A 12617-nucleotide genomic window follows, 5' to 3' on the forward strand; every position below is an offset into this window, starting at 1 on the left:
GCAAACTTACCATGAAAAAAATAGCATTAGCGGTATTAAGCCTTGGCCTACTTGTAAGTGGGTGTAGTGCAGGTGCCGACAAAGATGAAAAAGTGGCTGGGAAATCGGGGAAAGCAAAAGAACAATCAGTTGTTCCAAAATACGCTATTTCGGATGAATATTATAAGACGACTATTCCATTTGATGGTGGAAAGGCACGTGGTTTAGTGGTGCAAGGGTTAAATAGTCGCCTTGATATAGATGAATTTGAAACAGGATTAATGCGAATTGCAAAAGAATCATTTAGTACGAAAGATAATTTTTTAAAAGGCGGAAAAGCTCTAGATACTCAAACTATACAGATGCTTGTTAAAAGAAAACGTACAGATGCTGAACAAAAGGAACTAGAGGAAAAATTAAAAAAAGATGCAGTTAAATTTCCTAATATAGGATTAAATCCTGCATTAGGAACAGGATCCGAATCACTAGAAGTGAAAAATAAAAAAAATCCAATATATATTTCAAATATTTTAGAGCATGATTATTACGTGAAAAAAGGCGATAACGGCGAGGAACGTGTTGGTATGGTAGTTGGATTAGCGATGAATTCTGTTCAATATTTTAACGAAGAGCATGGTTACCCACGTGAAGCTGCAATCCCAGATGAAAAGATGTTAGCTGAAGGGAAAAAAATGGCGCAAGAAATTTTGAAAGTCATACATCAAAAAGAACCTGAAACAAAAAATATTCCGATAACATTTGCGATTTATCGCCAAGCTCCAAAGTCTTCGCTCGTGCCAGGTAATTTTGTTTCTTATGCAAATGTCGAAAAAGGTAGTGAAACGGTTGAAGATTGGAAACAAATTAATGAAAAATATTATTTGTTCCCATCAGAGCAAGCGAAAACAGATAATAAACGTGAAGATCTTGCAAGAGTATCCAACTTTAAGGCAAAACTAAGCGATTATTTCCAAGGCGACTATACAGCTGTTATTGGTACTGGTATGTATAGAGATGATGAATTAAGAGAAATGAAGCTTGATATTCCTGTCCAGTTTAATGGAAAAGCTGAAATAGTTGGTTTTACACAATATGTGGCAGGGCTTGTTATGGAATACTTCCCGAATTATATGAAAGTACAAGTAACGATTAAATCTGTAGAACGCCCAGAAGCTATTATTATACGTGAAGCAAAACAAGATGAACCACTTGTGAAAATTTTAGATTAAATATGAAGGCTGTTCCTCTATGGAACAGCTTTTTTTCTTATATAATTTTGTTATAATTTAAAATGTTGTAAAAAATAGGGGTAAGGGGTAAAGCTCATGGAAGAATTAAGTTTTCAAGTCATTATTTTATTAATTGCATTCGGTTTTTTAGCAGCTTTTATTGATTCCGTTGTTGGAGGAGGAGGGTTAATTTCGCTTCCTGCACTTATGTTTGTTGGCTTATCGCCAGCTTCGGCAATTGCAACGAATAAATTAGCGGCAACAATGGGGACGTTTACGAGTGCGATGTATTTCATTCGATCAGGAAAAGTTGATTTTAAAATTGTAGGAAAGTTAATCCCGTTAACTATTGTTGGAGCTGTTGCAGGTGCTTTAGTAGTAAAATTTATTCCATCGGATATTTTACGCCCATTAGTACTTGTAATGTTAGTATTTATTGCTATTTATATTATTGCAAAAAAGAATTGGGGAAGTGTGTCTACCTATAAGAAGATGACGCAAAGAAAAACATTAATATTTTTCTTTGCTACTTTAATGATAGGATTTTATGATGGTTTTTTTGGACCAGGGACAGGGTCGTTTTTAATTTTTGCATTTTTATTAATTGGCTTGGATTTTATTCAAGCGGCAGCATCTGGAAAACTTTTGAACTTTGTTAGTAATATTGTATCTTTAATTACTTTTTTATTTTTAGACATAATTCATTTTGAATACGGTATTATCATGGGATTATCAATGATCTTAGGTGCTTATTTTGGATCGAAGTTTGCGGTTCAAAAAGGTGTTGGATATGTAAGAACTTTATTTTTATTAGTTACTATATTATTGATTGGGAAAAATGTTTTGGAATATACTCATATTTTGTAGATTCATACGCATGTATGAATCTCTTTTTTTATTATATTTTAAAAATTTATTAATTTTTAAAATATAAGTCTAGGAATATTTGAATAAATCTAAATTATCGTGTAGAATAATGTTGTAAAATGTAAACGTTTTTCTAAGGGGAGGCTAAAAAAATGGTAGTAGCATACAAACATGAGCCATTTACAGATTTTTCAGTGGAGGCTAACAAATTAGCGTTTGAAGAAGGTTTAAAGAAAGTAGAATCTTATCTTGGACAAGACTATCCATTAATTATTGGGGGAGAAAAAATCACTACAGAAGACAAAATTGTTTCTGTAAACCCTGCAAATAAAGAGGAACTTGTTGGTCGTGTTTCAAAAGCAAGCCGTGAGTTAGCTGAAAAAGCAATGCAAGTAGCGGATGAAACATTCCAAACTTGGAGAAAATCAAAGCCAGAAATGCGTGCAGACATTTTATTCCGTGCTGCAGCAATCGTTCGTCGCAGAAAACATGAATTCTCTGCTATTCTTGTAAAAGAAGCAGGTAAGCCATGGAATGAGGCAGATGCTGATACAGCAGAAGCAATCGACTTTATGGAATATTATGGTCGTCAAATGTTAAAATTAAAAGACGGTATTCCAGTAGAAAGCCGTCCAATTGAATATAATCGTTTCTCTTACATTCCATTAGGAGTAGGTGTTATCATTTCTCCTTGGAACTTCCCATTCGCAATTATGGCAGGTATGACAACAGCTGCTTTAGTTTCTGGTAACACAGTATTACTAAAACCAGCTAGTACAACTCCTGTAGTAGCAGCGAAATTTATGGAAGTATTAGAAGAAGCTGGCTTACCAGCTGGCGTAGTAAACTTCGTTCCAGGTAACGGTTCTGAAGTTGGTGACTACTTAGTAGATCATCCTCGTACACGTTTCGTAAGCTTCACGGGATCTCGTGATGTAGGTATCCGTATCTACGAGCGTGCAGCGAAAGTAAACCCAGGACAAATTTGGTTAAAACGTGTTATCGCTGAAATGGGCGGTAAAGATACAATCGTTGTTGATAAAGAAGCAGATCTTGAATTAGCAGCTAAGTCTATCGTTGCATCAGCATTCGGATTCTCAGGACAAAAATGTTCTGCATGTTCTCGTGCAGTAATCCATGAAGATGTATACGATCACGTATTAAATCGTGCTGTTGAATTAACAAAAGAATTAAAAGTTGCTAACCCAGCAGTATTAGGTACAAACATGGGTCCTGTTAATGACCAAGCTGCATTTGATAAAGTAATGAGCTATGTTGCAATTGGTAAAGAAGAAGGTAGAATCTTAGCAGGTGGCGAAGGAGACGATTCTAAAGGCTGGTTCATCCAACCAACAATCGTTGCTGACGTTGCAGAAGATGCTCGCTTAATGAAAGAAGAAATCTTCGGACCAGTAGTAGCATTCTGTAAAGCGAAAGACTTTGATCATGCACTTGCAATTGCAAACAATACGGAATACGGTTTAACAGGTGCTGTTATTACTAACAACCGTGACCATATTGAAAAAGCACGCGAAGACTTCCACGTTGGTAACTTATACTTCAACCGTGGATGTACTGGTGCAATCGTAGGTTACCAACCATTCGGTGGCTTTAACATGTCTGGTACAGACTCTAAAGCTGGTGGACCTGATTACTTAGCACTTCACATGCAAGCAAAAACTACTTCTGAAACTTTATAAGAAATAGTAGAGGAGCTCTTCACAGAATGTGAAGAGCTCCTTTTAAAATTGAACCCCCATATATTACCGTCGTTCGAAGAGAATGAGCTAAAACCTATTAATAGCGTGATAAACATGTGAACAGAAATAAAATGATGAGAAAAGTTGACTTATTAGTCATATTTTTTAGTATTCATTTTGAGAATTTCCTGTATAATACAATTTGAAAGAAAATCTATGGTTCGACAAGGAACACTCCTTTCAGTTTTGCTCACTGAAAGGAGTGTTTTTTTATGTAGCTAAAAATTCTTGCGTGCTTATTACATTTGCATATACGCCATTTAAACTAGCTAAAATTGTATTGTGAATATAAACAGCTGGTATAGTAGCGTTCTTAAAAGAAAGGTCTTTTGTAGCACAAGCGTCATGTATAACGGTACATTGAAAGCCAAAATCGAATGCAGCCCTTACTGTTGCATCGATACACATATGAGTCATCATCCCGCATACAACGACATGTTCAATATTTAAACGTTTTAATTGCTCTAGAAGATTAGTTTCTCGGAAGCTATTTGGATAATGTTTGACTATAACTGTTTCTTCTCTAAGTGGACGTACGCTTTCATGAATATGTACACCTTCTGTATTAGGTAGGAAAAAAGTAGCGTCATCTTTTATAGCTACGTGTTGGATATGAAAAATAGGTTCGCTGTTTGTTCTAAAGTGTTGTAATAACTGATTAGCATATTCGCTTGCTTCTACTGGATTACGCAATTCCATCTTTCCATTTGGAAAATAATCGTTTTGAATATCGACGAGTAAAAGAGCTGTTTTCATATATTTATCTTCCTCCGAGTTTCATATTCAAATAAATTTATTCAATTCGTAGAGAGGATTCTCCTGTTTAAAAATATGAGGAAGAAGAATTTTAAATAACCTTGAAAGTTACTATTTTTCAGATGAATATTCATCTGGAAATTTTAATAAAGGAATAATTAATATTTTTCTAAAAAATGTATTGACTCTTATTATTCTGAGTTCTATAATGAGAATTAATTAAACGACAATTAAATCGATACATTCTTATCCAGAGAGGTGGAGGGACTGGCCCTACGATACCTCAGCAACGGGTTTTTTAATACCGTGCTAACTCCAGCAAGCCATATAAAGGCTTGGAAGATGAGAAGATGTGAACGAGTACATATAAGTGCTCTCCTTCTTATCTTTATGGTTGATAAGAAGGAGGGCACTTTTTATTTTACCTCGAAAGCTCTGCTTCAAGTTTTTACAGCATATAGGAGGGAAAAAAATGATTTCTTTTAACAATGTAAGTAAAGTGTATGAATCAGCTGGCCAATCTGTTCATGCGGTGGAGGATGTAACATTATCAGTTGAGAAAGGCGAAATTTTTGGCATTATCGGTTTTAGTGGCGCTGGAAAGAGTACGTTATTACGCTTAGTAAATATGTTAGAGAGACCGACGGCAGGAACGATTTCAATAGATGATAAAGATATTACATCATTATCGACGAAAGAATTACGTAAACTGAGACAAAGAATTGGAATGATTTTTCAAAGTTTTAATTTATTTAATTCAAGAACAGTATTTGGAAATATTGCTTATCCATTAAAGTTAGCGAAAGTACCAAAGAATGAGATAAAAAAAAGAGTAAATGAACTGCTGAAGTTTGTAGGGTTAGAAGATAAAGCAAACTATTACCCAGAGCAGCTATCAGGTGGACAAAAGCAGCGTGTGGGCATTGCTAGAGCACTTGCGACATCGCCAGATATTCTTATATGTGATGAGGCAACATCAGCCTTAGATCCAGAAACAACGACAGAAATTCTAAACTTATTAAAGAAAGTAAATCGAGAATACAATTTAACAATTCTTCTTATTACACATGAAATGCATATTGTGAAAGAAATTTGTCACCGTGTAGCTGTAATGGAGAAGGGAAAAGTTATTGAAGAAGGAAAACTGTTTGATGTTTTCACACAACCAAAAACAAAGACGACTCAAAACTTTGTACGTTCTGTCATTAATGATCATTTACCGGAAAGTGTTCTAGCGAAAATTCAAAATGGTGGTCAAATTTATCGTCTAACATTTACTGGTGAGGAGACAGGACAGCCGGTACTATCATATATCGCAAAAAACTATAACGTCGATGTAAATGTACTGTACGGAAATATTATTGAACTTCAAAATGTGCTATTTGGAAATCTTCTTGTAGAGTTGCAAGGTGAGCAGAGGGAAATTCAAAAAGCATTACAACATCTAAGACTGCAAGTGCAGCTGAAGGAGGTAGAAGCTCATGCGAGTTGATTGGAGTATATTTTGGCCGCGTATACTAGATGCGACGGGGGATACCCTCTTAATGGTAATTGTAACCCTTATATTTGCTACAATTCTGGATATACCTCTAGGTTTACTTTTATATGTAACGAGAAAAGGAAACTTTTTAGAAAATAAATGGGTCTTTTCTATTCTTAACATCATAATTAATACAATTCGTCCGGTACCATTCATTATCTTTTTAGTAGCCTTAAGTCCACTAACAAGAAGTGTTATCGGAACGACGATTGGAACAGCAGCGGCAATTTTCCCGATGACGTTAGTCGCATCAATTGGTATTGCTAGAATGGTTGAAACAAACCTTGTTTCCGTTCCGAAAGGAGTAATTGAAGCAGCGCAAGCAATGGGCGCCTCGCCAATTAGAATTGTTTTTGAAATCCTTGTACCAGAAGCGTTAGCACCATTAATCTTAGGTGTCACATTTATGACAGTTGGTTTAATTGAATTCTCTGCAGTTGCTGGGCTTGTCGGTGGTGGCGGTCTTGGTGACTTGGCAATGACATATGGTTATCAACGTTTTGATACATCAGTTATGTTCGTAACGGTCGTGTTACTTATCATTCTCGTACAGATAGCTCAAAATTTAGGAAACTACTTTGCGAAAGTCTTGTTACGCAGATCATAAAAAGGAAGAGAGGAAAAGAAAATGAAGAAAATTTTAGCATTTGCATTATCAGCGATTGTAGGAGTCTCAGCATTAAGCGGCTGCTCAAGTGGAGACACGGGTGCAGGAGCGAAAGAAAAAGTAGTTCGCGTCGGTGTAACTGGAACGGATGGAGACGCTTGGGAAATTTTGAAGAAAAAAGCTGAAAAAGAAGGGATTAAGATTAAACTGGTGGAGTTCTCTGATTACACAACGCCAAATAAAGCGTTAGCTGATGGAGATATTGAATTAAACTCATTCCAGCATATTGCTTTCTTAGAGCAATTTAAAAAAGAGCATAAGTTAGATATTACAGCTGTTGGTACAACGCAAATTGCGCCAATGGGTTTATACTCTGAAAAATATAAGAAAGCAAATGAAATCCCAGATGGTTCAGAAATTGCAATTCCAAACGATCCAACGAACCAAGCACGGGCATTAAAACTTCTTGATGCAGCTGGATTATTAAAGCTTAAAAAAGACTTTGGTCTATTTGGAGATCCAAGCGGTATTGCTGAAAATCCGAAGAAATTAAAAATTACACCGGTTATCGCACAGCAAACACCTCGTGTGTTAAAAGATGTAGCGGCATCAGTTATTAATAACGGTGTTGCTGGTCAAGCTGGATTAGATCCAGCTAAGGATCCTATTTTCTTAGAAGATCCAAAGAATGCAAATGCGAAGCCATATATTAATATTTTTGCAGCTCGTACGAAAGATAAAGATGATCCAACATTGAAAAAAGTAATTGAACTATATCATTCAAAAGAAGTAACAGACGCAATTAAGAAAGAAACAAATGATGGTTCCATTTCAGTAGATCTTTCACTTGATGAGCTTGAAAAAATCGTAAAATAATCATTGGGTTTAATGGACTAACAGAAGGAACCCCCTCCGCTGTTAGTTCGTTCAACATATAAACTTAACAAACAAACCCTAATTCTGTACCTTCCAATTTTGTATAACATAGAATCCAATGTTTGTTAAGTAGAGTGATAGACCAGGAGTTTTCCTGGTCTTTTTTTATGAATGAAAGTAGCTAGCGAACAGTAAGGTAATCCAAATTATAATGGGATAAGAAAATAAGCTGAAAAGGAGTGTAATTACGAATTGCTTTGGATGAATTAAGTGTTTTTTTGATAAAAAAAAGAAAATAGAAAAGAGAGTAATGAAAAATGCTGATATTACGCCGGGGTTATAGGAGCGATAAATGAAAAACAAAATAATATGTTGAACAGAGTTGAAGAAGATGGCCCCTTGTATAAAAATAATCCAGCATATAGAAGACAAGAAGTTAAGTTGATATAGAAAGACGATAAGTAATACAAAGATTGTTAATACGGAAATGGCAATGAAAAATTGTTGGCTAGTTATAAGACGGATTGAAAATTGATTAGCAAGGTATTGTGGCATTTGGAAAGCTTCTTCAAGGTTATGAATGAAAAATAATAAGGGAATGATCCAGAATATAGTAGTGGGATGTTTTTTCATCAATTTACATCACTCCAATAAAGTATAGAAAGCCTAAAAAAGGCCCTCTATACAGAGATAGTTATTCAATTATGATATTTTTTAAATTAACTTCATGATGCTCTTGTTCTTTCGGATAAGCAGCTAGTTCCTCTTGTAAAATATTTAATATTTGCTTAGCTGAATGCTGGATGGGATTAGGTAGCTCTTCTAATATATGCATCCCGACTTTTACTTTTGTACGAATTACCCTTCGTAGTAATTCCTCATGCATGTACTACACCTCCAAACCGAATATTTAGTACATCTTCTTCAAATTTTGCTCCTTGAATAGAAAGGTGTGTTAATGTTTTTGGTAACGTGATGTTCCGTTTAACAGAACCAGCTCGAATAATAAGTTCATCACCTTTTTGATTTAAGGAAAGTTCACTTTTGTTTGAGAAGGGAATGGACAGAACGAAAATATACTCATCGCCATCCTTTTTTACATATTGAGTGCGCCCGTTAAATTTCACTTCTGTAGGGGAATGATCAGTTTTAAATAAAGAATCTCCTACACGTTCTAACATAGACAAACCAACAACTTCTTGTTCAAACATTGGAGCTTCGTAAATAGGAAGGGGTTGAAAACTATCTTTAATTAATGTTTTATATTTCTTCTGTGTATCTTTCCATGCCTGAAAATAAGGATCGGTGACAGTGTTAGGGATGACGCGGTTAATCATAATGGCATCTACGTTATAATCGTATAAATTCAAATAAGTAAAGCTGCGCTGGGCTTCTTTAATGACCATTTTTTCAGGATTTACAACGATGCGGATACTTGTTACTTCTCGATTTGATAAAATATCTCTCATTTCTCCGAGCTGTTCAAGTGTACTTGTTAATTCGTCCATAATATCGTCGGTTGGAAGAGGGACACCAAGGAGTGGTTGAGCTACAGGACGAACGACTTTTAAAACTTTTCTTTTAATAGGAAATAATTTTTCCATCCACCAGCCGAGCATGTCTGGAAAGCTTAGCATTGCTAATGTTTCTCCTGTTGGAGCACAATCAATGATAATAACATCATATGTATTTTGTTTATAATAATCGAGTACGCGAAGTAGGCTAATTAAATCTTCCATACCAGGAAACATCGTTAACTCTTCTGTTGTAATATCATCAGCTGCTTTGGAAGTGAAGAGTAGTGTAATATATTTCTGTAATTTTCCCCAGCCTTTTTCCATTTCATAAATCGTATTAATTTCTTGTGCCCACAAATTTTCACGAATTTCTAGTGGTTCAGAAGATAGCCTTATACCAAATGAATCTCCTAAACTATGAGCAGGATCTGTGCTCATTACTAATGTTTTTAATCCTTGTTTCGCACTTTGAATTGCTGTTGCTGCTGAAATGCTAGTTTTTCCTACGCCGCCTTTACCTGTATACAAGATAATTCTCATCATTCATACCCCCTTTGTTTCGAATGTCGAATATTACGAGTGTCGAAGTAAATGATTGAATAAAAACCCAGATAGGGTTTTATTCAATCGGAATGTTTTTCATTTTAGGTGTAGAAATCTTTTCTTCTGTTTTTCGCTGTGACGTAGCGATGTGATTCATGATTTTTTGGAAGATTTGTAGTAAGAATGCTTTTTCTTCTTCTGATAATGCTTCTGTTACTAAGCTAAAGTAATGGGCCGCATTTTGTTTTACTTCTTGAACGAGCATTACGCCGTTTTCTGTTAACCGAATTAATACAATACGTCGGTCATTTTCATCACGGTAGCGTTCAATATATCCCTTTTTTACAAGGCGATTTACAACGCCCGTTGTTGTACTCATCGGTATATCAAGAAGATCAGCAATTTTCGTCATTGTAATATCTGTATTTCGTTCCATCCAAAGTAAACAAAATACTTCTGTTTTAGAAAGTGTTAAATCTAGGCTTACCCATTCTTCAGGATAGAAAAGTTTCTTGGCGTTATCTAGCAGTAAGTCTAAAAAATGTTCATATTGCAACAATTAATTCCACTCCCGTATATTTCGAGGTTCGTAATATTTATTTTTATTTTATGTAGAATAGAAATAATTGTCAATGATTTTAATTGTTTTTTCAGATTAGGCAGAAAACTTTCTTTAAAATAGTATTCTTTTATGGTAGATTTATAAATATAAAACTAGAATTTACATAAAAATCCATCATGGTAAATATACTTATCTATAATGGGTATACAGCTAACGAGGGGGAGAACGATGAGAAGACGTAATACGCAAGCGTTCACGTTTTTAGCATGGACTTCATTTGTTTGTGCGCTTTCAGGTATGCTAATTGGGATTTATACGTTAGATGAAACGCTTAGTGTAAAAGGATACTATTTAATTGGAACATTATTTTTAACGATGTCTTGTTTTGTATTACAAAAAACAATTCGTGATAATGAAGAAGATAACGAGAGATTTCCGAAAAATAAAACGTTAGATAAAGAGTAAATTGTAAAGAAAGGCATTTGCCTTTCTTTTTTTATGTAAAAATGGCGTAAGTACTCTGTGTTGACTTGCTTGAAGTACTGAAAATTTGGTATCATCAATAGTATTGTAGATTGAACGATATATTATGGAGGTGGCCTAGCCGTGTCAAGAATTTCCGTTGAGAATGTAAAGCACGTAGCACATTTAGCACGTCTTGCAATTACTGATCAAGAAGCAGAAAAATTTCAAAAACAACTAGATGCAATTGTTACATTTGCAGAACAGTTAAATGAATTAGATACAACAGATGTAAAACCAACAACTCATGTATTAACTATGAAAAATGTTATGCGTGAAGATGTACCAGAAAAAGGTTTACCAGTTGAAGAAGTATTAAAAAATGCACCGGATCACAAAGATAATCAAATCCGTGTTCCAGCAGTATTAGAATAGAGGAGGGGAATTTCGATGTCATTATTTGATCATTCAGTATCAGAGTTACATAAGAAGTTAAACAACAAAGAAATTTCCGTTACGGATTTAGTAGAAGAATCTTACAAACGTATTGCGGATGTTGAAGATAACGTAAAAGCTTTTCTTACATTAGATGAAGAAAATGCACGCGCAAAAGCGAAAGAATTAGATGCAAAAATCGGCGCTGAAGATAATGGTTTATTATTCGGTATGCCAATTGGTGTAAAAGATAACATTGTAACTAACGGCCTTCGTACAACTTGTGCGAGCAAAATGCTAGCAAACTTCGATCCAATTTATGATGCGACAGTTGTGCAAAAGCTAAAAGCTGCTGACACGATTACAATCGGTAAATTAAACATGGACGAGTTTGCAATGGGTTCTTCAAATGAAAACTCAGGATTCTACGCTACGAAAAACCCATGGAACTTAGATTACGTTCCGGGCGGATCTAGTGGTGGTTCTGCAGCAGCTGTAGCAGCAGGAGAAGTACTATTCTCTCTAGGTTCTGATACGGGTGGTTCTATCCGTCAGCCAGCTGCATATTGCGGTGTTGTAGGTTTAAAACCAACTTACGGACGCGTATCTCGTTACGGATTAGTAGCATTCGCATCTTCACTTGACCAAATCGGACCGATTACACGTACAGTCGAAGACAATGCATACTTATTACAAGCTATTTCAGGTATTGACCGCATGGATGCAACTTCTGCAAACGTTGAAGTTGGAAACTATTTAGCTGGTTTAACAGGCGATGTTAAAGGTTTACGCATTGCTGTACCGAAAGAATACTTAGGCGAAGGTGTTGGCGAAGAAGCTCGTGAGTCAGTACTAGCTGCTTTAAAAGTATTAGAAGGTATGGGCGCAACTTGGGAGGAAGTATCTCTTCCACACTCTAAATACGCTCTAGCAACGTATTACTTACTATCTTCTTCTGAAGCATCTGCGAACCTTTCACGCTTTGATGGCGTGCGTTACGGTGTTCGTTCTGATAATGTAAATAACTTATTAGATCTTTACAAAAACACACGTAGTGAAGGTTTCGGTGATGAAGTTAAACGTCGTATTATGCTTGGTACTTTTGCACTTAGCTCTGGTTACTATGATGCATATTACAAGAAAGCACAACAAGTACGTACATTAATTAAAAACGACTTTGAAAATGTATTTGCTAACTATTATGATATTATTATTGGACCAACAACGCCAACTCCGGCATTTAAAGTGGGCGAAAAAGTTGATGATCCAATGACAATGTATGCAAATGACATTTTAACAATCCCAGTAAACTTAGCGGGTGTTCCAGCGATTTCTGTTCCATGTGGATTCGGTGCTAACAACATGCCACTTGGTCTACAAATCATTGGTAAACACTTCGATGAAGCGACAATTTACCGCGTTGCACATGCGTTTGAGCAAGCAACAGACTATCATACAAAAAAAGCAAGTCTGTAAGGAGGCGA

At 35.6% G+C, this 12617-nt stretch carries 13 protein-coding genes, 1 pseudogene and 1 riboswitch; of the genes and pseudogenes, 9 read left to right on the top strand and 5 right to left on the bottom strand.

The window, feature by feature from the left end; all coding sequences use genetic code 11:
• Nucleotides 1–11: 11 nt before the first annotated feature.
• The 3 genes from MR169_RS03825 to pruA all read left to right on the top strand — a co-directional run bounded on the left by MR169_RS03825 (nucleotide 12) and on the right by pruA (nucleotide 3775).
• Nucleotides 12–1208 (top strand): CamS family sex pheromone protein, encoded by a 1197-nt coding sequence (locus MR169_RS03825; RefSeq protein ID WP_000717034.1) that lies wholly within the window; start codon nucleotides 12–14, stop codon nucleotides 1206–1208.
• A 96-nt stretch (nucleotides 1209–1304) separates the two neighbouring features.
• Nucleotides 1305–2075 (top strand): TSUP family transporter, encoded by a 771-nt coding sequence (locus MR169_RS03830; protein ID WP_242318917.1) that lies wholly within the window; start codon nucleotides 1305–1307, stop codon nucleotides 2073–2075.
• Between the two features lie 152 nt (nucleotides 2076–2227).
• Nucleotides 2228–3775, top strand: a complete 1548-nt coding sequence (gene pruA / locus MR169_RS03835; RefSeq protein WP_000259552.1) for an L-glutamate gamma-semialdehyde dehydrogenase — start codon at nucleotides 2228–2230, stop codon at nucleotides 3773–3775.
• 250 nt (nucleotides 3776–4025) lie between these two features.
• Here the strand turns inward: pruA and MR169_RS03840 are convergent.
• A pseudogene (locus MR169_RS03840) lies at nucleotides 4026–4591 on the bottom strand (cysteine hydrolase family protein).
• Between the two features lie 243 nt (nucleotides 4592–4834).
• Nucleotides 4835–4940, top strand: a riboswitch (SAM riboswitch).
• A gap of 123 nt (nucleotides 4941–5063) precedes the next feature.
• Between MR169_RS03840 and MR169_RS03845 the strand changes: the two are divergent.
• Genes MR169_RS03845 through MR169_RS03855 form a run of 3 tightly spaced genes read left to right on the top strand, consistent with a single transcriptional unit; the run spans nucleotide 5064 to nucleotide 7614 of the window.
• On the top strand, nucleotides 5064–6083 hold the full coding sequence (locus MR169_RS03845) for a methionine ABC transporter ATP-binding protein (RefSeq protein WP_242318918.1): 1020 nt from the start codon (nucleotides 5064–5066) through the stop codon (nucleotides 6081–6083).
• The gene (locus tag MR169_RS03850; RefSeq protein ID WP_242318920.1) at nucleotides 6073–6738 is read left to right on the top strand and encodes a methionine ABC transporter permease; all 666 of its coding nucleotides are present in this window, start codon (nucleotides 6073–6075) and stop codon (nucleotides 6736–6738) included. Before MR169_RS03845 ends, MR169_RS03850 begins: the two co-directional genes overlap by 11 nt.
• 21 nt (nucleotides 6739–6759) lie before the next feature.
• The gene (locus MR169_RS03855; protein ID WP_000721593.1) at nucleotides 6760–7614 is read left to right on the top strand and encodes a MetQ/NlpA family ABC transporter substrate-binding protein; all 855 of its coding nucleotides are present in this window, start codon (nucleotides 6760–6762) and stop codon (nucleotides 7612–7614) included.
• A gap of 165 nt (nucleotides 7615–7779) precedes the next feature.
• Here MR169_RS03855 and MR169_RS03860 read toward each other — a convergent pair whose 3' ends face one another.
• The 4 genes from MR169_RS03860 to MR169_RS03875 all read right to left on the bottom strand — a co-directional run bounded on the left by MR169_RS03860 (nucleotide 7780) and on the right by MR169_RS03875 (nucleotide 10233).
• Nucleotides 7780–8247 (bottom strand): HXXEE domain-containing protein, encoded by a 468-nt coding sequence (locus MR169_RS03860; protein WP_016117075.1) that lies wholly within the window; start codon nucleotides 8245–8247, stop codon nucleotides 7780–7782.
• Nucleotides 8248–8308: 61 nt separating this feature from the next.
• A complete protein-coding gene (locus MR169_RS03865; RefSeq protein WP_000544104.1) occupies nucleotides 8309–8500 on the bottom strand; it encodes a DUF3926 domain-containing protein in 192 nt (63 codons plus the stop codon).
• Nucleotides 8493–9674, bottom strand: coding sequence for an ArsA family ATPase (locus tag MR169_RS03870; protein WP_016117076.1), 1182 nt, complete (start codon nucleotides 9672–9674; stop codon nucleotides 8493–8495). The genes MR169_RS03865 and MR169_RS03870 overlap by 8 nt, the downstream gene beginning before the upstream one ends.
• A 76-nt stretch (nucleotides 9675–9750) precedes the next feature.
• Nucleotides 9751–10233, bottom strand: a complete 483-nt coding sequence (locus tag MR169_RS03875; RefSeq protein WP_000942484.1) for a MarR family winged helix-turn-helix transcriptional regulator — start codon at nucleotides 10231–10233, stop codon at nucleotides 9751–9753.
• Nucleotides 10234–10464: 231 nt separating this feature from the next.
• Here MR169_RS03875 and MR169_RS03880 point away from each other — a divergent pair, with 231 nt between their 5' ends.
• The 3 genes from MR169_RS03880 (at nucleotide 10465) to gatA (ending at nucleotide 12609) form a co-directional block, all read left to right on the top strand.
• Nucleotides 10465–10701 carry a YiaA/YiaB family inner membrane protein gene (locus MR169_RS03880; protein WP_001254395.1) on the top strand — a complete coding sequence of 79 codons (237 nt, stop codon included), beginning with the start codon at nucleotides 10465–10467 and terminating at the stop codon, nucleotides 10699–10701.
• Between the two features lie 141 nt (nucleotides 10702–10842).
• Nucleotides 10843–11133, top strand: coding sequence for an Asp-tRNA(Asn)/Glu-tRNA(Gln) amidotransferase subunit GatC (gene gatC, locus MR169_RS03885; RefSeq protein ID WP_000086999.1), 291 nt, complete (start codon nucleotides 10843–10845; stop codon nucleotides 11131–11133).
• Between the two features lie 15 nt (nucleotides 11134–11148).
• A complete protein-coding gene (gene gatA, locus MR169_RS03890; RefSeq protein ID WP_242318921.1) occupies nucleotides 11149–12609 on the top strand; it encodes an Asp-tRNA(Asn)/Glu-tRNA(Gln) amidotransferase subunit GatA in 1461 nt (486 codons plus the stop codon).
• Nucleotides 12610–12617 lie beyond the last annotated feature (8 nt).

Source organism: Bacillus cereus group sp. BfR-BA-01349 (assembly GCF_022663795.1).
Taxonomy (GTDB): Bacteria; Bacillota; Bacilli; order Bacillales; family Bacillaceae_G; genus Bacillus_A; species Bacillus_A cereus.

Excerpts from the sequence above, each read along its gene's own strand:
- gatA (WP_242318921.1), top strand. The coding sequence starts at position 11,149 with ATGTCATTATTTGATCATTCAGTATCAGAGTTACATAAGAAGTTAAAC.
- pruA (WP_000259552.1), top strand. The coding sequence starts at position 2,228 with ATGGTAGTAGCATACAAACATGAGCCATTTACAGATTTTTCAGTGGAG.
- MR169_RS03880 (WP_001254395.1), top strand. The coding sequence starts at position 10,465 with ATGAGAAGACGTAATACGCAAGCGTTCACGTTTTTAGCATGGACTTCA.
- MR169_RS03830 (WP_242318917.1), top strand. The coding sequence starts at position 1,305 with ATGGAAGAATTAAGTTTTCAAGTCATTATTTTATTAATTGCATTCGGT.
- MR169_RS03860 (WP_016117075.1), bottom strand. The coding sequence starts at position 8,247 with ATGAAAAAACATCCCACTACTATATTCTGGATCATTCCCTTATTATTT.
- MR169_RS03855 (WP_000721593.1), top strand. The coding sequence starts at position 6,760 with ATGAAGAAAATTTTAGCATTTGCATTATCAGCGATTGTAGGAGTCTCA.
- MR169_RS03870 (WP_016117076.1), bottom strand. The coding sequence starts at position 9,674 with ATGATGAGAATTATCTTGTATACAGGTAAAGGCGGCGTAGGAAAAACT.
- MR169_RS03865 (WP_000544104.1), bottom strand. The coding sequence starts at position 8,500 with ATGCATGAGGAATTACTACGAAGGGTAATTCGTACAAAAGTAAAAGTC.
- MR169_RS03845 (WP_242318918.1), top strand. The coding sequence starts at position 5,064 with ATGATTTCTTTTAACAATGTAAGTAAAGTGTATGAATCAGCTGGCCAA.
- MR169_RS03825 (WP_000717034.1), top strand. The coding sequence starts at position 12 with ATGAAAAAAATAGCATTAGCGGTATTAAGCCTTGGCCTACTTGTAAGT.
- MR169_RS03850 (WP_242318920.1), top strand. The coding sequence starts at position 6,073 with ATGCGAGTTGATTGGAGTATATTTTGGCCGCGTATACTAGATGCGACG.